We start from the raw sequence: 18,448 nt of genomic DNA on the forward strand, positions 1-18,448 counted from the left end.
AAAAAAGTTGCATAAATTTGGGAAGTCTCCCTGATAATTATATAGATGGAGAAAAACTCGATCGAACCTTAAAACATTTATACTAGGTAATTATTATGTCTCGAAGTGAAAGAATTGAACACATCATCCAACAAAGAAAACCCCTTGTCGAAAAAATCACCAATGTCACCAATAATTTATATACCTTAACCAGTCGTATCAAAACCTTAGAAACCTTCAAAGAGAAACTGGCGAAGGAAATTGAGGATTCTGCCATTCGACAAAATCTCAGTTACATTGATTTTACAGACACAAAAGAACAAATTAACGCTATTTTACCTAATTTAAGTAAATTAAAAACCCGTTTCGATCGAGCCACCCTGAATATTGGTGTCGTAGGTATGGCAAGACAAGGAAAAAGCAGATTTCTGCAAAGTTTGACAGGATTAAGTACCGAAGAAATTCCAGATAGTAATATGGGTTTTTGTACAGGAGTGCAAAGTGCTATTTGTCATAAAGAAAATATTACAACCTCTGGTTTAGTGTGGTTTTATTCTCCCCAAGAGTTATTCAATGAGGTGATTTTACCCTATTATGACACTCTCAACTTAGCACCAAAACCAGATAATATTTATGAATTTGCTCAAAGTATTTTACCTGAATTATTAGACAAATCAGAAGTTAATAAAGCGACTTATCAACATTTAAAAGACTATCATGATCATTTTGAAGATTATCAAAAATGGTTTCAAATAAATTCAAATCCTTATGGAATAGATAAAGAAAAAATTAGGGAATTTGTCTCTCAGATTAGTAGTGATGGAAAAGTAAAATATTATAATTATTTACCTGTTAAAAAAGTAGAAATTATTTGCTCATTTCCAAAAAGTGATCTCGGTAAAATCGTTTTAATCGATACCCCCGGCATCGGCGATACAAAACTAAATGATCCCGACATCATGGTTAAAACTGTAGGGGAAGATATTGACGCAGTTATTTTTATTAAAAAACCAGTTGATAACTCTCAATTAGAGAAAAATGATCTATTGCTTTATGGTACTGCTAAGTCTGCTTTAAAGGAATTATCGATCGAACTATGGTCATTTATGGTATTAAATAAAATAGATCATGAACACGGTAATAGCAAACAATGTGAGGCGTTAAAAATAGAGATCGATCGAAAAAATATGTTTCAAAAATCTCTAGTTATTAACTGTACAAAAACCGAAGAAGTTAATCTAGTTTTGGAAGAAGTTTTAAACTATCTTGACAATAATATTATTAAATTAGATTTCATGTATGCACAATCTTGTCAAAATGAAATTGATAAAATTCATCAATCTTTAAATAGGGAATTAGACAAAGCTAAAAATATCTTAAATAAAGTAGTTCATGATTCTGCCGACATCGGGAAATTTAATAAAAACTTTTCTTTATTATGGACTAATTTAACCAGCACTTTAGAAAAACTTTTAAAACAATTAAATGAGAATCGGGATAAAGAAGCCGTAGAATTTACTAAAGAGGTACAACGTACGATCGAACTTGCCCGACAAGATAAAGGATTACCAAGCCTTGAAGACATAGAAGAAAAAGCCAATGAATTTAAGTCTTATAACAGTGCCTATGATTTATACTTAAATCAAACAAGAGCTTATTTATCTCGCCATTTCCTCTCCTTAGACAAAGGCTTAAAACTCTATTTAGATGAAGTTAAAAATCAAGTAGCAGAAGTGTTAATTAATCAGGGGCGTTTAAAAGGTTTAAGCGATAAAAAAGGCATTGAATTTATCCAAGAAATAATGGAAAAAATTCCCGATGAATTATTACCTAACGAAGAAAATCAAATTAAATTTGGATTTCAAATGTTACTAGACTTTGAATTATCTTATCGAGGTTTTGTACAACATCGTATCAGAGAAAATCTCGACATCTTAACACCAGATCAACCAAACACCTTAAAATTATCCAAAACTTCTAACCCCGAACAAGTTTTAAAATGCCTTACTACTGCCCATGCCGAAGCAGTTTATAAATGCGAAGAAGCATTAGAGTCTTTACTTTGTGAGCCTTCTCAAGCTGCCTTTGCTATTGTCGAAGAATTTTTAGACAGAATCCTTCGGGTACAAAATGCTAGGGATGAATGGAGTACATTTTTATACATTTATCGGGGGGATATTTGGGAAGATTTCCAAAAAATCAAAAACTATTCTAAATTACAGCAAGAATGGCTTAATATGATTGAAGAATTAAGCAAGGTCAATCAATCAGACAACCTTAAATTTATCCAGTAATATCACGTTTCGATCGTTACTTATAACTGAGTAAGTCGTAATTGTGTCATTGCGAGGTACGAAGCAATCTTTATGAGTAATTAAAGATTCGTAAATTTATATCATTAACCACTCAGCAGACTAACAAAGTTAACATTAAACCGCCTTGCAATAAATTGACAAGGCTAATAGCTTAAATCTGCTAAAGCGATTATTGATCTATCAACTTTTTCAACCAACCTTAATCAAATAATCAAATCACAGAAAATAATTATGCGTGAATTTAATATCACCATGCTAGGAGCGAGATATGTTGGTAAGACAAGCCTACTCACTTCCATGTATCACGAATATCAAGAAGAAATTGAAAAAACGACCATTAAAATTAACACGGATACAAGAACAGCATCTCTTTTAGGAAAAACCCTTGCTGACTTAAAAAGTTTAAATGCTGATTCTAGCAATGAAGGTATAAAACCAACTGAATTTATTGGAGTTGATCCCAAGGAAATTAAGCCATTTATTTTTGAAGTTGGTCAAAAAGGGAAAAAATCCGAAATTAAATTAAATTTTTGGGACTATCCGGGGGTATGGAATACTGAGGATATAGGTGAACAAAAGGATAAATATGTCATGAACAAAATAAAAGAATCAGTAGCTATTCTCATCGCCATTGATACTCCTGCTTTAATGGCGGCAAAAGGAAAATGGCATCATAAACAAAATCATCCATTACAAATAATTAATCGTTTTAATAAATGTTATGCAGATTTAAAATCTCCTCGATTAGTAATTCTCGCACCCATAAAATGCGAAAGTTATGTTCAGGATGAAAAATCACGACAAGAATTGACCAATAAAATCAAACAAGAATATAAAGTTTTATTGGATTTATTTCAATCAGAAGCCTTAGCGGATAAAGTAGCAGTAGTCATTACTCCCGTTCAAACGGTGGGTAATATTTTCTTTTCTTATATTGATGTCCGTCAAAATACTCCACTTTTTAGATTTAAAAAACAAAATCCAGATGCAGAATATAGCCCAAAAGATAACGAACAACCGTTAAAATATTTACTAAGATTTTTGTTAGCATTGCATCTCAATAACAGATTATGGGGATTTTTTCGAGACTGGTTTAAATGGGATGAATACCTTAAACAAGCCATTAGAGACTTTGCTAAAGATTGTAAAGATAGTGATGGTTTTGAAGTGGTACAAGGCAAAAAATTACTAGATATTAATTAGGAGAAAATCATGGACATTTACATTCAAAGTTGTGGTATTGCTTCTGATCAAGATTTTCATTGGCGAAAAATTGAAGGAGAGGGAGAAGATAAGCAACCAAAAAAAGACCCCCCTAATTTTTTCAGTACGAAGGTAAAAATAGAAAAAGCAAAAGAAGCGGAATCTCAAAACATAATACCATTTACCGATTGTTTTGAACAAAAAGAACGTTCTGTTTTATTTTTAAAAGATTATAATGCTAAATATATTTTACTTGTTACTGAATTAAAAGCTATTGAAAGAACTAAAATTTATGGTAGAGGAGTTAGAAATTTTATCGTGATTATTGACACAGATAAAGACTTAGTCCAAGGGATTTATAATTATGTAAAATATAATTGGGGAGCTTTTGAAAAACAGATTGATAACCATATCAAATTTAACGAAAAAAATGGTTTTATTATTGATAAAGATAAATTTAATGACTTAACATTAAAAGAATATTTATTAGGATTAAAAGATAAAACTGATTTTGAAAAGCAAAATCCTTCCACAGAAATTGAAAACTATAAAGAATTAATTGCTATTCCTCAACTAAATTGGGGAGAAACAAATATAAAAAAGTTGAACAAGTCCAACAATTCCTTGATTATTATAGCCGTATTCTTAATTCTATTAGTGGTAATAGTAACGATAACTCTAGTCAAAAAGCAAAATCAGGAAAACCCCTCTCAGAGTCAAATACAAAAGGAAGAAACGTGTCAAACGATGATAAACTGGCATCCGCCGTGTCTTTATTTAAAAAGTTAACAACTCATAAAAAAAAGACAGAAATATTAATTGAGACACAAAAATTATTACAATATACAGGAAAAATAGTAAGATTAACTGGGACACAACAAAAATTAAAATCTGAGGATAAAGATATTGAGAATTATCATTTATTTTTTCTAGTAGAGTTTATTTTATTTATTAATTTTACTGTTGAAAAATTAGACATAATTAAAAATGTAACTGAACAAAAAAGTAGATTATTTCTTTTATTAAATTATTCTTATACTAATAAAAACAACAACATTATTCCGCCATTTGTTATTGATTTAATACCGAAGATCAAACAATTTAATACAAAGGAACATGAACAAATGATTCAAAGTTTTATTAAACTAAATGAAAATCAACAAGAAGATATTTTGTTGTTAGCTGAATTTATTTTAAATAACAAAGAAGATGATCCATTATGGAGGGAATATGAAAACTTAATAGAGGAGGTAAAAACATTTTTAAGTCGATCGAACTCCTGATAAAAATCAGTCGCTTTAGCAGACTTTCGCTATAAGCCATGAAATTTATTTCTTGGCGATTTATGAGATATTACCTAAGTTTTTATTCATTCAAAATCGATCGATTCTTTCTGAGGAGTTGAGGTTTGATCGTTTTTCGATTTCATAAATTATAATAGTTTGATGACTGTTTTTCATTGTTCATCAGTTAACTATATTAATCAGGTTAAAGTAAGAATATGTTAAAAACTTTTAACGGTATTTTGAAAAACAATTCTATTCAATGGGTTGATGAGACTCCTCCCGTAGAATTTGATGCTTCTGTAAAAGTGAATGTTACTTTATTGGAAGAAATTACAATCAATAAAAGTCAATCTAATGGTCAAAAAATGGCAGAAGCCTTAACTAAAATTTCTCAGAATAATAATTTTGCTAATGTTAATCCGCAAAAATGGCAACAAGAAAACCGCCTCGATCGTTATATTCCTGAGCGTGATTAAAATATGTTACTGGATAGCAATATTATTATTTATGCGGCACAAATTGAGAATGAATTTTTAAGAGAATTTATTGCAAAAAATTGCCCTTATATATCCGCTCTTTCTTATGTTGAGGTATTGGGTTATCATCAACTAACTGACGAAGATAAAACCTATTTTGAGGAATTTTTTAATGCTTCTCAAATTTTGCCCATTTCTCAAGCTGTAATTGATCAAGCAGTAAGACTAAAACAAATTAAACGAATGTCTTTGGGAGATGCAATTATTGCTGGTACAGCACTGACTTATGATTTAACTATTGTCACCAGAAATGTTGATGATTTTAGTTGGATTACTCAATTAAAATTACTTAATCCTTTTGATAGTTTTGAAATGTAATTGAGTCAAGGTTTCGATCGAGCAGCTCCCCTTTTAGCGATCGAGTTGCGAGTCATAGATTATAATTGAACCTTCTATTCCTAATTTGTCAAAATGTTGACTAAAATTCACATCATTTTTTGACTCTATCTGTGTTTGAGACGGGGTAGATATATTTTGACTCAACACGGGGAGAGAGATATTAAATGTAGAAAAAATCAGTAAAATCGGAATGGAAATAAAAGGTTTGACTTGAAGATTCGATAACATCATAGTTTCTGGTGAAGAAAAGCATCTTTTTGCTACGGATTATAATGTTATCTTCTTTTTATCAGAAATTTGATGCTTTGTTGGGTTTCGTTACCTCAACCCAACCTACTGGTTATCATGTCACACTCGATCGAAGTAAATCAAGATGTGGTTTTCCCTACTTAGAGACAAAAAAACTAGAAAACTTCATATTTTGTTTTAACTGTCAACATTTAAAAATGAGTTGCGACTTCTAAAGTTCCGTAGGTAGTTACAATTATTCATTATCAATGATCTCTTGTAAAATTTCTTCCGTCAAGCCATTAGTTTTTGCTTGTGTGTGCATATCTGCTATGATTTCATCAAGATTTCGAGTATAATTTCTTTAAGCTAATGACGAAATAAACCTTCTATTTTTTCTCTTTTAAACAGAAAATACAATTAAGTTTATAAAATACTTAATATCAAAAAATAAAGATAGTCAAATAGCAATAATTTGGGGTGGGGCGAAGTATCATATAAGTAAAGAATTAAAGGAGTATTTAGGAGAAATAAATGAGGGTAAGAAAGAAGAAGAATGGTTGGTAAAATGTATAAAATTAGCGCCAAATGCACCAGAACAAAATCCCATAGAAGATGTCTGGTTACAGGGAAAAGAAATGTTAAGAAAATACTGGAATATTTGCAAAACTTTCAAAATAGTAAAGTGGTTATTTGAATCGACAATTAAAGAACATATATTCAGTTTTCCTAAACTATCAATGTATGATTGTTTCTCATGACTCATTCCTGATTGCTATAGTTCTTAATTATTCATTCTCAATTCTTCATTTTTAAGTCTAAACTTACATTTTTTGTGTAAAATAAAGTCATAGTAAATAATGTTTAAACTATTATTCTTTCTATATCTTGCATTATATATTATCAATTTTCATTCAAAAATCTATCGTTTCTATAGACATAAATAAATTAATTAAGAGCATGACAACATCAGAATTAAACTTGTCCGAAGAAAATATCAAAGGCTTTGATTTTAAAAATCCACCCCCTCAATCTTTAGTTGATCAATGTGTACATTGTGGATTCTGTTTATCAACTTGCCCTAGTTATCGAATCATCGGCAAAGAAATGGACTCCCCAAGGGGGAGAATTTATCTGATGGATGCTATTAACAAAGGAGAAGCTAGTTTAGATGATACCACTGCTCAACATTTTGACAGTTGTTTAGGGTGTTTAGCCTGTGTCAGTACTTGCCCTTCGGGTGTACAATATGATCAATTAATCTCCGCCGTGCGCCCTCAAGTAGAAAGAAATCAACCCCGTAACCTTTGGGAAAAATTCCTCCGCACTATTATTTTCAACATCTTTCCCTACCCTGAAAGATTAAGCATATTCTTGCCTTTGTTATGGTTATATCAGGTATCGGGTTTACAAACCCTCGTCAGAAAAACAGGGATACTCAAATATTTTCCTCGCATCGCTTCTATGGAATCGATTTTGCCTCGTATTAATTTAAAATCTCTCAAGAAAAAATATTCTTACACTATTCCCGCAAAGGGAGAAAAAAGGTATCGAGTGGGAGTAGTTTTGGGATGTGTACAAAGATTGTTTTTTGATTCGGTAAATGAGGCTACCGTAAGGGTTTTAACCGCTAATGGCTGTGAGGTGGTGATACCTAAAACTCAGGGGTGTTGTGCGGCGTTACCTGCCCATCAAGGGCAAGAAAATCAAGCTCAAAGTCTTGCCCGTCAAATGATTGACAGTTTTGCTGATACCGATGTGGATTATATTATTATCAATGCGGCTGGTTGTGGACATACTTTAAAAGAATATCATCATATTTTAGCCGATGATCCGCAATATATAGATAAAGCAAAGGATTTTGTCAGTAAAGTAAGGGATATTCAAGAATTTTTAGCAAAAATTGACTTAAATTGTGATTTATCTCCTATTTCTGACGATAAAATTAAGGTTGTTTATCAGGATGCTTGTCATTTGTTGCATGGGCAAAAAATTAGCTTACAACCTCGTCAACTATTACAAAGGATACCTAATTTAGAGTTAAAAGAGCCTTTAGATAATGCCTTATGTTGTGGCAGTGCTGGGGTTTATAACTTATTACAGCCTGATGTTGCTAATGAATTAGGGGAGCAAAAAGTTCATAATTTATTGAATACTGGGGCGCAAATTATTGCTTCTCCTAACCCCGGATGTTCTCTTCAAATTGCAAAACATTTACAATTACAGGGTAAAGAGGTTAAAGTTATTCATCCGATCGAACTTTTAGATTATGCTATTAGGGGAGAAAAATTAACTAACGTTTGAGTCGTTATACACCTGTGTATTTGTTGAAGAGATAACGCTTCAAAACCTTGATTTTTCATTATTTAACCTGATACCTGATACCTACCCTCATCAAAATACTTTTTCAGCACCCCCAATTATTAGCTCGTAAATACTATTTTATTGCTTTGCTGAGTATAATTCATAAATGGGTTGCCAGTTAATTACTTCCTGAAATAATGTTTCATAACCTTTTACATTTGGATGTAGCCCATCTTCTGACATTTGAGATTCTCGCCAATGTTCTCCCCGACTCATCCATAAGTCAAAGACATCGAGATAGGGAATTTTTCGAGTTTCACAGGCTATTTTTGTGACTTCTTTATAGTGATATTGATCTCTAAGATTATAATAAAAACAGTCTAAAAAGGGCATTTTTTTCTCATCTACGGGTGTCATTCCCACAAATAACACGGGAGATAATTCTAAGGCTCGATCGAGCAGGTTGTTTATATCTAGGTTAAACTGATCATAATTAGTCAAATTACGCCCTTGAATATGACCTAAACGGGGGGAATCGTTCACTCCTACAGATAAAATGATTAAATCGGGATATTTGTTTCTTAACTCCCCACGATAACTAAATTCTTGTGCTAATCTAGCATTAACTTGACTGGTTCGATCGCCCCTAATACCTAAGTTATACAATACATGATCTTCTTGACCATTCATCCAAAGACGGCGTAATCTTTCCACCCAACCGCCTCCCTGAGTATCTCCATAACCATAAACTAAACTATCACCGATGGCAATTACCCGTAACGGTTGAGAATGACTAGAATGATGGGGATTAATATTTTTCGCTATTTGCATTATTGCCGAAAGTTATACTCAGTCAGAAAATAAATAATACCGGCTATGGTAAGGAAAAAGAGTTTTATTTGTTAAGTAGATTAAATCGATCGATTTTGTCTTAAGTTTACGGCAAATTTATCTTACAATCAATAAAAGCAGATTCATTTTTGAAAAAATCTCTATAATAATAGAATTAGTTTCATGGTGTGAGAAAAATTCCAATGGTAGATGAATTAAGAAGCGTATTAGAATTAGCTACAGAGGATGAATTGCAACAAGTCACGAAAATTCTTTTTTCTCGTCGATTAAACCCTTTAGATTACTTAAAAACTCCCGAACCTTTAGACGTTCAAAGCTATGATTGGCATACTTGGCTAGATATGGTAGAAAAGCGTTTTCGTTTCTTAGCCGCCGATGGTATAACTGTACTTCGTGGTCAAACTCAAGAAGTAGGTTATCGTGATGTATTAATACAGGTGTGTCGTTATCTGAAAATCGCTTACTCTCAACAAATGAGTACGATCGAAATTGAAAGCGAAATCTTTTTAAATTTATTACAACAAGCATGGCGTAAACTGCCGTCAGAAGAACAAAAATCCCTCAAGCATAAAGTAATCAAGTCTTTAGCAGATAGTACAATCCCAGAGGCTTTACCGTTAAATCTACAACATGATCCCTTAAAAATTTTACTACAAGGAGGGAGTTTAGTGGCAGTGAGTTCGATCGTTAAACCTTGGTTATTGCAAAAAATAGCCCAACAATTTGCTTTACATTTTGCCACTTATCAGGTAGCGAAAACCAGTATTATTAAAGGTGGCATTGCTACGGCAACTCAATTACAAAATCATTTTGCGTTACAAATGGCTAAACGAGGTATGGTAATGAGTACCGCTAGATATACTGCTGTTAGGGGAATTTTTGCTTTTTTAGGTCCTGTATTATGGGGATGTTTCTTAGCTGATTTAGGGTGGAGATCGATCGCAACTAACTATACAAGAATTATACCCGTTATTTTTACTTTAGCCCAAATTCGTCTTACTCGTGGTTATGAATGGCAAGAAATTCCCTGTTAACCAATAAGTAATAGGGAATAGGTAATAGTTTTCTAATTTATGTAGCTTTTTTAATTCTTCATTCTTCATTCTTCATTAATTTATGTAGCTTTTAATCTTGTTAATTACCTCATCTATAGTTAGGTTATCGGTGATGATTTCGATCGAATTTTCTGCTTTTTTTAAAGGAGCAATGTCACGGGTACTATCAAGATAATCTCTTTGCTCAATATCCGTCACTAATTGTTCTAAATTAATGTTATTTTCTCCTTGATTTTCTAAGTCAATTAACCTTCTTTTTGCCCTTGCTAAAGGAGTTGCTGTTAAGAAAATTTTAAATTCCGCTTCAGGGAAAACATTTGTGCCAATATCTCTACCTTCTGCCACAATTCCTCCCTGTTTACCGTATTCCTGTTGCAATGTTACCATTTTTTCTCGAACGGCTTTTTGAGAGGCAACTGTCGAGACATTGGCAGTAACGGCAGAAGTACGAATTTCTCTGGTGACATCTTGGTTATTGATTTTCACCGTCACGGGAATATTTAAGTCGTCACTGGGTAATAGCTCTAATTCGGCGGTGTTGACTAATTTTTCAACTTCTTTTTCATCGCTGATATTAATGTTATTTTCCATGACTAGCCAAGTAATTGCTCGATACATCGCCCCAGTATCAAGGTAAATCAAGCCTAATTCTTGGGCTAAACGACGGCTAACGGTGGATTTTCCTGCTCCAGCAGGTCCATCTAGGGCTATAATTGGTTTTTTCACGCTTAAAATTAGGTTGTCTATGAGGCGGGTTTCACCACAAAATACTGCGATCGACATTAAAGCAGTATCGGTGATATTTGTCAAGGGTTGTAAAGTTTTTCGATCGACTATTTCAGCGTATTGTAGAGTTAAATGGGGATGATTTTTAAATTGATGTTCAATAATTTTAATTAAATTTTCTGTGTTTTTTTCTCCGTCTAAAAACATCTTTTGTGCGAAGTTCAAACTCTTGAATAATAAAGTAGCTTCTTCTTTTTCTGTAGGGCTTAAATATTGATTACGAGAACTTAAAGCTAATCCTGATGCTTCTCGAATAATAGCACAAGATTTGATTTTGACGGAAATATGGAGATCATGTACCATTTTTTCGATGATGGCTACCTGTTGTGCGTCTTTTTGCCCAAAATAGGCGATATTTGGCTTAACTAAGTTAAATAATTTCGTGACAATGGTGGCTACACCCTCAAAATGTCCTTTTCGATATTTTCCACACATTACCGCCGTCATAGATACAGGAGGCACAACTAAAGTAGTTTCTTGATTAATAATGTCATCGGGAGAGGGAGTAAATAAAAGGTTAACTCCTAATTTCTCGCAAATGTCCTTATCTTTGTCTAATTGTCGGGGATATTTGTCTAAATCTTCATTCTCTCCGAATTGTAACGGATTAACGAAAATACTCACTATCACATAATCATTTTCAGTGACGGCTTGGGTGATTAAACTTTCATGCCCTTGATGTAATGCTCCCATAGTTGGCACAAAACCAATCTTAATATTAGATGAAATTTTCGATCGAACTTTGAGCAATTCGCTGATACTGGTTACAATTAACATAGAAGTTTTTTCCCAAGACGCTATATGATATTGACTTTTTTTTCTCGTCTATTCACTCTCATTTTTATCATTTTTTTAGCCATTATTTTTGTGATTTTTACTCCTTTGCCTGTAAATGCGGAAATACTGAATTTTACCTATGCCGAATTAGAAGGGCAAGATTTTTCAGAGCGAGACTTGACAGGTTCGGTGTTTGCGGCTTCTAATATGCGTAATGTCTCTTTCCGTGACTCTAATTTGACTAATAGCATTATGACGGAGGGAGTTTTACTTAATGCTGATTTACGGGGAGTTAACTTTACGGGAGCTTTAATCGATCGTGTTACTTTTGACTTATCTGACTTACGAGATGCTCTTTTTGTGGATGCCATAGCTACTCGTACCCGATTTTATGATACTAACATAGAAGGTGCAGATTTTTCGGGAGCTGTACTCGATCGTTATCAAGTCAATCTGATGTGCAAAAGAGCGACAGGAGTAAATTCTGTTACAGGAGTTGCCACCAGAGACAGTTTAGGATGTCCAGAAGCCCAATGAATTCAAGTTTACTTGTTAAGCAGGGCGTTTTCATTCTCGAAATTTGATTTAATTTAACACCATAATACAAATCTGAGATTATTGTCTATAAAAATAATGGGCTCCAAGTAAATGTCATATTTTAATATATTTTTTGGAACTATAGAAATTCGTGAATAAGCCATATATTTCTTTGTTATCACTGGTTTTAATGACAGTATTTTTAACAATTATTCTAAACTTAATTGCCTTCGCTAAACCTGCCATTAATATTAGCACTAATTATTATAATGTCAGAGGAAAAACTGTTCCAGAAATTGCCCAGAGTCTTTATAATGATAGTCCAATTATTTATCAAGGAAAAAAATATCATGCTTATACTTCATGGAATGTAAAATGGAATTTTAACTGGTATCAGTATCCCCGTTATTGCCAAATTACTTCGGTAAAAACCACCGTTGATGTAAAATATACCTTACCAAAATTAATTACTTATGCTTCCTTATCTTCGGCGGTTAAACAAAAATGGGATAGATATTATAAAGCCTTAATTTATCATGAAGAAGGTCATAAAAATTTTGGAGTAAATTCTGCCCTTAATATTGAAAAATCGATTCTGAATATGGGAAAAAGAAACTCCTGTCCACAGTTAGAAAAAGATGCTAATATTATCGCTAATAATGTGATTAAACGATCGATCGAACAGGAAAAAGAATATGATAGAATCACTAATCATGGAGCGACACAAGGTGCTGTTTTTCCTTAAAATATTGGGATTTCGGAAATGATAACAGTATTTTGTCATTGCGAGGCACGAAGCAATCTCTTTTTATAAATGTTTAAGTTATAAATATATAGTATTTATTAGCTAATGCAATAATTATGTGATTCTGAGTTTGTGGAATAATCTCTAAAACTTTTATATTTCTAACAATAGAATAAAAATGCAAAAATTAACAAAAATTAGCCTAATTAGTTTAATCTTATCATTACCTTTTAATAGTGGTATAAATGCTCAAGAATTATCTACCGTACAGGGAAAATTAATGTATCCTTCTGATTATTTACCAGCCATGTTAGTATGTGCCGTTAACCTCAATTCACGACAAAGATTTTGTATCAAAACAGAGGAAGATGATGCCAGATTTATGATGAAAATTCCTCAAGGAGAATATATATTTTCAGCCGAAAAAATTGACGATTCTACTATGAAAGCATGGATGACAAATTTTAATCTGGAATGTGGACAACCCTGTGCAAATAATCCTATTCATGTTTTAAAAGTTGATGTTAATGATTCTCTTATTTCGGGGATTTGCCCTTGTGATTGGTACACAAAAGAAGATAAATTAATTTTTCCTTAATTACTATTAATTTTGGGCTAAAAATTCTTTAATTACTTTGTTAAATGGTTCAGGTTCAACTAAAAAAGCCCAATGATTGCTTGGTACTTTCTTAATGGTTAAATTAGGTAAATAATCTTTAAAAGGTTGAATTTGAAAGTTCGATCGATTTAGCCCTTTTTCTGGTTGAATAAATAGGGTAGGAATGTTTAATTTTTGAGTTAATCCAGCTTTTAACATGACATCAGTAAAAATTTCATCCCTAGCTTGAATCGCAAATTTACTTGACCAAATACCGTTATCATTTTGTTGAATACTATAGTTAAATACCTCTTGTTGAAAATCACTCCAGCCTTGATATTGTTTTAAAGTTTTAGCTAAATTTTGAGCAAATTCATAACTAGGAAAATCTCCTGTCATTTTCAAAAAAGGCAACACTTGATAAAGCAACGGAAAAGTAATTTTCATCCAATTAGGTAACTTGTTAATATAAAAAGGATCAACTAAAGTCATACTGAGAAAATAATCAGATTTTTGTGTAACCCAAATAGGCACGAATTTAGCACTCCAAGAATGAGCTAAAATATGAAATTTTGTCCATCCTAAATGATTAATTAAAGCCTCTAAATCATTAATTATATCTTCAGTAAAATAGCCTTTTTCTGGTTTACTACTATTACCATGTCCTCGCAAATCTGGGGCAATAATATGATAATTTTCCTGTAAATAATTCCCCAATTTACCCCAAACTAAACCATGATCCGCCATGCCGTGTAATAATAATAATGGGATTTGACCTTGATTCCATTCTAAGTAAGAAATCTCGATGTTATCAGGGTTAATAAATGTCTTACGAGTTGCCATTGTTTTGTTAATGTTTAAGTCAATTCTCTCCTAATCTTATCTTCATCGATTTACCTATTACCTATTACTTCCCTTTATCAAAAGCCTTTTTCAGCACCCCCTAATTAAATTCCGATGACATATTTTCTCCATTCGTGATTAACATTATCTTTAACAGACTTAGCAATCTCGAAATGAAGACTACTGTAAGGTTTTCTTGGTTGTTGATTTAACGGCATTTGGGCTTCTTTTGGGGTACGATTTCCTTTCTTTATATTGCATCGAACACAGGCTGCCACTAAATTTTCCCAAGTGTCCCCTCCTCCTCTCGATCGAGGTATAACATGATCTAAAGTAAGTTGATCTCCCCTATAATTACAATATTGACAGGTATTTTTGTCTCGTTCAAAAACGTTACGTCTAGTCAAAGGAATATCTTTATAGGGTACTTTAACATAATGCCTTAACCTAATCACCGAAGGAAGGGGAAAAGTTTGAGAAATGAAAGTATTATGATATTCTAATTGTTCTGCTTTACCTTTGATTAAGAGAATAACCGCCCGTTTCCAGTTAGTAATATTTAGCGGTTCGTAGGACGCATTTAAGACTAAAACCTTACCCATAAAAGTATTACTTTCAATCATTTATTGCTGATACTAACACAAATTATCAAAAATGAGTTATGGAATTTAACATAATCAGACGAGCGTGGGTAGTTCACAATGTAAAATAGAGGATTAGTGGACAGGTAAAAATTTTTTTAAATTACTCAATTATGCTTAATAATCAAGAATTACCTCAAGTTTTAGTTCGTCGTTTATTTTTTCAGGGAAGAAAATTTCAGTTTGAAGTGAACAAATTAAAATTGCCCAATGGCGCTCAAGGAGAATGGGAATGTATCCGTCATCCCGGAGGTGCTTTAGCCGTGCCAGTGACGAAGGAGGGAAAATTGGTTTTAGTGCGTCAATATCGCTTCGCCCTTGAGGGTAGATTATTAGAATTTCCAGCAGGTACAGTTGAAAAGGGTGAAAGTCCAGAAACCACGATTAAACGAGAAATTGAAGAAGAAACGGGCTATAGTGCTAAAAAATGGCGTAATTTGGGTAAATTTCCCCTCGCCCCCGGTTATTCCGATGAATATATCTATGCTTTTTTAGCTCAAGATTTAGAGAAATTACCTAATCCACCTAGTCAGGATGAAGATGAAGATATTGAAGTGGTTTTAATGACTCCAGATGAATTTGAAACATTAGCCTTTAATAGTCATGAAATTGATGCTAAAACGATTACTAGCTATTTTTTAGCTCGTTCTTTTCTTTAACAATTCTCCCCGTTAACCTTGCGGTGCAACGGGGGATTCTTCCTTTATACTGTCTCCACCACTGGTTGATGATAAAATTGGGATTCGAGGTTAAAGCCACGATACGCCATGATATACAATTCCTTCATGTCTTTAATTAAAGGATAACGGGGATTTGTACCAGTACATTGATCATCGAAGGCTTCTTCTGCTAAACTTTCTATTTCATCATAAAACTCTTGATCTTCGATCGACAATACTTCCCTAATAGTAAGGGGAATGTTTAACTCTTTTTTCAGGTTTTCCACCGCTTCCACGAGTTTCTCTACCTTCTCATCATCGGTGATACCCCCTAACTGTAAATAATCGGCAATTTGGGCATAACGGAATTTAGCGTTAGGATACTTATATTGAGGGAAAATCGCCTGTTTAAAGGGTGCATCCGTGGCATTATAACGAATAACGTGGGAAATCATCAAGGCATTAGCCAATCCGTGAGGTACATGGAAACTTGAACCTAATTTATGTGCCAAAGAGTGACAGATTCCTAAGAAGGAATTAGCAAAAGCCATTCCTGCAATAGTTGCTCCGTAGTGGACTTTTTCCCTTGCTTTAAGGTCTTTCGCTCCATTATGATAGGCACTGGGTAGATATTTAAACAAAAGTCCGATGGCTTTTAATGCCAAACCACTGGTAAACTCGGTGGAATAGATAGACACATAAGCCTCTAAAGCGTGGGTTAAAGCGTCAATGCCTCCAAATGCGGTTAAACTCTTGGGCATATTTAACACCAATTCGGGATCAACGATCGCAATATTAGGGGTTAAGGCGTAATCAGCGAGGGGGTATTTCATGCCCGTTTTTTCATCGGTGACGACAGCAAAAGGGGTTACTTCTGAGCCTGTACCTGATGTGGTAGGAATGGCTACCATAATCGCTTTTTTGCCCAATTCAGGTAAATCATATACCCGTTTGCGAATATCCATAAAACGGGTGGCGATGCCCTCAAATTCGATGTCTGGATGTTCGTACATTAACCACATAACTTTTGCTGCATCCATCGGTGAGCCTCCCCCCAATGCGATGATAACATCAGGATTGAAGTTGTTTAAAGAAGCTAAGCCACGATTAACGGTGGCAAGACAGGGATCAGGCTCAACATCGTAAAAAATGTTGTATTTTATGCCCATTTGCTCTAAAACGCTCTCTATTTTCTTCGTCATGCCTAACTCATAGAGGGGTTTATCGGTGACGATGAAAGCCTTTTCTTTTCCTGCTAAATCCCCTAAAGCAACGGGTAAGCTACCGTATTTGAAGTAAACCTTCGGCGGTACACGAAACCAAAGCATATTTTCTCGCCGTTCGGTGATAGTCTTAATGTTGAGTAAATGTTGTACTCCCACGTTACCACTGATGGAGTTACCGCCCCAACTACCACAACCAAGAGTTAAGGACGGATCAAGACGGAAGTTATACAAATCCCCGATCGCACCTACGGAGGAGGGAGTATTTACCAACACCCTAGCGGTTTCCATTTTACTCTCAAAATAGGCAATTTCTTTGTGCTTATCAGGACTAATATAAATAGAGGATGTATGCCCTTTTCCGCCAAATTCTACTAATTGAGCTGCTTTTTCCGTCCCATCTTCAAAGTTATCCGCTCGATACATTGCTAAAATGGGAGATAATTTTTCATAGGCAAAAGGCTCATCATAACCGATTTTTTCTACCTCTCCTATTAATACTTTGCTATCCGCAGGAATGGTAATATTCGCTAGTTGAGCGATTTTTTGCACAGATTGTCCTACTATATCAGCATTTATTCTACCATCTTTGAGTAAAATATTCCTCAATCGATCGATTTCTTCTCCTTGGAGGAAGTAAGCTCCCCTAAGCTCAAATTCCTGCCTAAACTCGTCATAAATGGCATTTTCAACGATAATCGACTGTTCAGAGGCACAAATCATGCCATTATCAAAGGTTTTACTGAGCATAATCGAAGATACAGCCATTTTGATATGCGCGCTTTTCTCGATCACGGCAGGGGTATTTCCAGCCCCAACCCCTAAAGAGGGATGACCAGAGGAATAGGCGGCTTTTACCATGCCCGGTCCTCCTGTGGCAAGAATCAGCTTAATATCTGGGTGTTGCATCAATGCCTGAGAGGCTTGTAATGTCGGCTCATCAATCCAGCCAATAATATCTTCTGGTGCGCCTGCGGCGATGGCAGCATCCCTAACAATTCTAGCGGCTTCGATCGTACATTTTTTTGCCCTAGGGTGAGGAGAGAGAATAATAGCGTTGCGAGTTTTGAGGGCTAAAAGGGTTTTAAAAACTGCGGTAGAAGTGGGGTTTGTAGTGGGAATAATTCCAGCTATTACTCCTAAAGGTTCAGCGATTTTTTCAATACCATAACATTCATCTTTTTCGATGACTCCGCAGGTTTTTTCGTCTCGATATTTGTTATAAATAATCTCAGAAGCAAAGTGATTTTTAATAACTTTATCTTCAACAATTCCCATGCCCGTTTCTTCACAAGCCATTTTAGCTAAGGGGATTCGGGCTGAGTTTGCCGCTAAAGCCGCTCTTTTGAAAATTCGATCGACTTGTTCTTGAGTAAAATTTGCATATTTTTTTTGAGCTTGTTTAACATTAGCAATTAATTGCTCTAAACTTGCCAAGCCATTGGTAGATTCCATCATTTGCATCTGAAAAATCTCCTGTTTTTTACCTAAATTTGATGTTGATACCCTAATTATAGATAATTTGATAGAAGTTGCTAAAAA

18 protein-coding genes and 1 pseudogene are annotated in these 18,448 nt (G+C 34.0%); 13 read left to right on the forward strand and 6 right to left on the reverse strand.

Translation table 11 applies throughout. The annotated features are described in order from the left end of the window. The first annotated feature begins 95 nt into the window (after nucleotides 1–95). The 6 genes from ACN4EE_RS04105 (at nucleotide 96) to ACN4EE_RS04130 (ending at nucleotide 5,637) form a co-directional block, all read left to right on the forward strand. Nucleotides 96–2,273, forward strand: a complete 2,178-nt coding sequence (locus tag ACN4EE_RS04105; protein ID WP_431705130.1) for a dynamin family protein — start codon at nucleotides 96–98, stop codon at nucleotides 2,271–2,273. Between the two features lie 252 nt (nucleotides 2,274–2,525). Then, entirely contained in the window at nucleotides 2,526–3,497 is a 972-nt protein-coding gene (locus ACN4EE_RS04110) for a TRAFAC clade GTPase domain-containing protein (protein ID WP_431705131.1), read from the forward strand. 9 nt (nucleotides 3,498–3,506) lie between these two features. Continuing rightward, nucleotides 3,507–4,286, forward strand: a complete 780-nt coding sequence (locus tag ACN4EE_RS04115; RefSeq protein WP_431705132.1) for a hypothetical protein — start codon at nucleotides 3,507–3,509, stop codon at nucleotides 4,284–4,286. After that, nucleotides 4,235–4,780, forward strand: a complete 546-nt coding sequence (locus ACN4EE_RS04120; protein WP_431705133.1) for a hypothetical protein — start codon at nucleotides 4,235–4,237, stop codon at nucleotides 4,778–4,780. The genes ACN4EE_RS04115 and ACN4EE_RS04120 overlap by 52 nt, the downstream gene beginning before the upstream one ends. Before the next feature lie 218 nt (nucleotides 4,781–4,998). Then, nucleotides 4,999–5,259 (forward strand): hypothetical protein, encoded by a 261-nt coding sequence (locus ACN4EE_RS04125; protein WP_431705134.1) that lies wholly within the window; start codon nucleotides 4,999–5,001, stop codon nucleotides 5,257–5,259. A gap of 3 nt (nucleotides 5,260–5,262) precedes the next feature. After that, a complete protein-coding gene (locus ACN4EE_RS04130; RefSeq protein ID WP_431705135.1) occupies nucleotides 5,263–5,637 on the forward strand; it encodes a type II toxin-antitoxin system VapC family toxin in 375 nt (124 codons plus the stop codon). A gap of 33 nt (nucleotides 5,638–5,670) precedes the next feature. On the opposite strand, the gene ACN4EE_RS04135 is transcribed toward ACN4EE_RS04130, so the two are convergent. After that, complete coding sequence (locus ACN4EE_RS04135; RefSeq protein WP_431705136.1) at nucleotides 5,671–5,889, reverse strand: hypothetical protein; 219 nt, start codon at nucleotides 5,887–5,889, stop codon at nucleotides 5,671–5,673. Nucleotides 5,890–6,293: 404 nt separating this feature from the next. Between ACN4EE_RS04135 and ACN4EE_RS04140 the strand changes: the two are divergent. After that, nucleotides 6,294–6,647, forward strand: a pseudogene (locus ACN4EE_RS04140) (IS630 family transposase); the annotation flags it as partial. 199 nt (nucleotides 6,648–6,846) lie between these two features. Then, on the forward strand, nucleotides 6,847–8,190 hold the full coding sequence (locus ACN4EE_RS04145; RefSeq protein ID WP_431705137.1) for a (Fe-S)-binding protein: 1,344 nt from the start codon (nucleotides 6,847–6,849) through the stop codon (nucleotides 8,188–8,190). 138 nt (nucleotides 8,191–8,328) lie between these two features. On the opposite strand, the gene ACN4EE_RS04150 is transcribed toward ACN4EE_RS04145, so the two are convergent. Further along, on the reverse strand, nucleotides 8,329–9,021 hold the full coding sequence (locus ACN4EE_RS04150; protein ID WP_431705138.1) for a GDSL-type esterase/lipase family protein: 693 nt from the start codon (nucleotides 9,019–9,021) through the stop codon (nucleotides 8,329–8,331). Between the two features lie 203 nt (nucleotides 9,022–9,224). Here ACN4EE_RS04150 and ACN4EE_RS04155 point away from each other — a divergent pair, with 203 nt between their 5' ends. Beyond that, nucleotides 9,225–10,076 (forward strand): YaaW family protein, encoded by an 852-nt coding sequence (locus ACN4EE_RS04155; protein WP_431705139.1) that lies wholly within the window; start codon nucleotides 9,225–9,227, stop codon nucleotides 10,074–10,076. A 75-nt stretch (nucleotides 10,077–10,151) separates the two neighbouring features. Here ACN4EE_RS04155 and ACN4EE_RS04160 read toward each other — a convergent pair whose 3' ends face one another. Further along, entirely contained in the window at nucleotides 10,152–11,660 is a 1,509-nt protein-coding gene (locus ACN4EE_RS04160; RefSeq protein ID WP_431705140.1) for a bifunctional pantoate--beta-alanine ligase/(d)CMP kinase, read from the reverse strand. A gap of 24 nt (nucleotides 11,661–11,684) precedes the next feature. On the opposite strand from ACN4EE_RS04160, the gene ACN4EE_RS04165 reads away from it, so the two are divergent. The 3 genes from ACN4EE_RS04165 (at nucleotide 11,685) to ACN4EE_RS04175 (ending at nucleotide 13,540) form a co-directional block, all read left to right on the forward strand. Continuing rightward, nucleotides 11,685–12,197, forward strand: a complete 513-nt coding sequence (locus ACN4EE_RS04165) for a pentapeptide repeat-containing protein (RefSeq protein ID WP_431705141.1) — start codon at nucleotides 11,685–11,687, stop codon at nucleotides 12,195–12,197. Between the two features lie 190 nt (nucleotides 12,198–12,387). Continuing rightward, on the forward strand, nucleotides 12,388–12,942 hold the full coding sequence (locus ACN4EE_RS04170) for a DUF922 domain-containing Zn-dependent protease (protein ID WP_431705142.1): 555 nt from the start codon (nucleotides 12,388–12,390) through the stop codon (nucleotides 12,940–12,942). Nucleotides 12,943–13,120: 178 nt separating this feature from the next. After that, nucleotides 13,121–13,540, forward strand: coding sequence for a hypothetical protein (locus ACN4EE_RS04175; RefSeq protein ID WP_431705143.1), 420 nt, complete (start codon nucleotides 13,121–13,123; stop codon nucleotides 13,538–13,540). Between the two features lie 6 nt (nucleotides 13,541–13,546). On the opposite strand, the gene ACN4EE_RS04180 is transcribed toward ACN4EE_RS04175, so the two are convergent. After that, the gene (locus tag ACN4EE_RS04180) at nucleotides 13,547–14,383 is read right to left on the reverse strand and encodes an alpha/beta fold hydrolase (RefSeq protein ID WP_431705144.1); all 837 of its coding nucleotides are present in this window, start codon (nucleotides 14,381–14,383) and stop codon (nucleotides 13,547–13,549) included. A gap of 104 nt (nucleotides 14,384–14,487) precedes the next feature. Continuing rightward, the gene (locus ACN4EE_RS04185; protein WP_431705178.1) at nucleotides 14,488–14,985 is read right to left on the reverse strand and encodes an HNH endonuclease; all 498 of its coding nucleotides are present in this window, start codon (nucleotides 14,983–14,985) and stop codon (nucleotides 14,488–14,490) included. Nucleotides 14,986–15,137: 152 nt separating this feature from the next. On the opposite strand from ACN4EE_RS04185, the gene ACN4EE_RS04190 reads away from it, so the two are divergent. Further along, nucleotides 15,138–15,683, forward strand: a complete 546-nt coding sequence (locus ACN4EE_RS04190) for an NUDIX hydrolase (protein ID WP_431705145.1) — start codon at nucleotides 15,138–15,140, stop codon at nucleotides 15,681–15,683. Between the two features lie 44 nt (nucleotides 15,684–15,727). Here the strand turns inward: ACN4EE_RS04190 and adhE are convergent, their stop codons facing one another. Beyond that, a complete protein-coding gene (gene adhE / locus ACN4EE_RS04195) occupies nucleotides 15,728–18,361 on the reverse strand; it encodes a bifunctional acetaldehyde-CoA/alcohol dehydrogenase (RefSeq protein WP_431705179.1) in 2,634 nt (877 codons plus the stop codon). Between the last annotated feature and the right edge of the window lie 87 nt (nucleotides 18,362–18,448).

Source organism: Geminocystis sp. CENA526 (assembly GCF_050753365.1).
Lineage (GTDB): Bacteria > Cyanobacteriota > Cyanobacteriia > Cyanobacteriales > Cyanobacteriaceae > Geminocystis.

What these genes read in the sequence shown, in the direction of transcription:
- ACN4EE_RS04185 (WP_431705178.1), bottom strand. Translation starts at nt 14,985, where the DNA reads ATGGGTAAGGTTTTAGTCTTAAATGCGTCCTACGAACCGCTAAATATT.
- ACN4EE_RS04125 (WP_431705134.1), top strand. Translation starts at nt 4,999, where the DNA reads ATGTTAAAAACTTTTAACGGTATTTTGAAAAACAATTCTATTCAATGG.
- ACN4EE_RS04145 (WP_431705137.1), top strand. Translation starts at nt 6,847, where the DNA reads ATGACAACATCAGAATTAAACTTGTCCGAAGAAAATATCAAAGGCTTT.
- ACN4EE_RS04110 (WP_431705131.1), top strand. Translation starts at nt 2,526, where the DNA reads ATGCGTGAATTTAATATCACCATGCTAGGAGCGAGATATGTTGGTAAG.
- ACN4EE_RS04160 (WP_431705140.1), bottom strand. Translation starts at nt 11,660, where the DNA reads ATGTTAATTGTAACCAGTATCAGCGAATTGCTCAAAGTTCGATCGAAA.
- adhE (WP_431705179.1), bottom strand. Translation starts at nt 18,361, where the DNA reads ATGGAATCTACCAATGGCTTGGCAAGTTTAGAGCAATTAATTGCTAAT.
- ACN4EE_RS04175 (WP_431705143.1), top strand. Translation starts at nt 13,121, where the DNA reads ATGCAAAAATTAACAAAAATTAGCCTAATTAGTTTAATCTTATCATTA.
- ACN4EE_RS04135 (WP_431705136.1), bottom strand. Translation starts at nt 5,889, where the DNA reads ATGATGTTATCGAATCTTCAAGTCAAACCTTTTATTTCCATTCCGATT.
- ACN4EE_RS04115 (WP_431705132.1), top strand. Translation starts at nt 3,507, where the DNA reads ATGGACATTTACATTCAAAGTTGTGGTATTGCTTCTGATCAAGATTTT.
- ACN4EE_RS04105 (WP_431705130.1), top strand. Translation starts at nt 96, where the DNA reads ATGTCTCGAAGTGAAAGAATTGAACACATCATCCAACAAAGAAAACCC.
- ACN4EE_RS04150 (WP_431705138.1), bottom strand. Translation starts at nt 9,021, where the DNA reads ATGCAAATAGCGAAAAATATTAATCCCCATCATTCTAGTCATTCTCAA.
- ACN4EE_RS04165 (WP_431705141.1), top strand. Translation starts at nt 11,685, where the DNA reads ATGATATTGACTTTTTTTTCTCGTCTATTCACTCTCATTTTTATCATT.
- ACN4EE_RS04130 (WP_431705135.1), top strand. Translation starts at nt 5,263, where the DNA reads ATGTTACTGGATAGCAATATTATTATTTATGCGGCACAAATTGAGAAT.
- ACN4EE_RS04155 (WP_431705139.1), top strand. Translation starts at nt 9,225, where the DNA reads ATGGTAGATGAATTAAGAAGCGTATTAGAATTAGCTACAGAGGATGAA.
- ACN4EE_RS04180 (WP_431705144.1), bottom strand. Translation starts at nt 14,383, where the DNA reads ATGGCAACTCGTAAGACATTTATTAACCCTGATAACATCGAGATTTCT.
- ACN4EE_RS04190 (WP_431705145.1), top strand. Translation starts at nt 15,138, where the DNA reads ATGCTTAATAATCAAGAATTACCTCAAGTTTTAGTTCGTCGTTTATTT.
- ACN4EE_RS04170 (WP_431705142.1), top strand. Translation starts at nt 12,388, where the DNA reads ATGACAGTATTTTTAACAATTATTCTAAACTTAATTGCCTTCGCTAAA.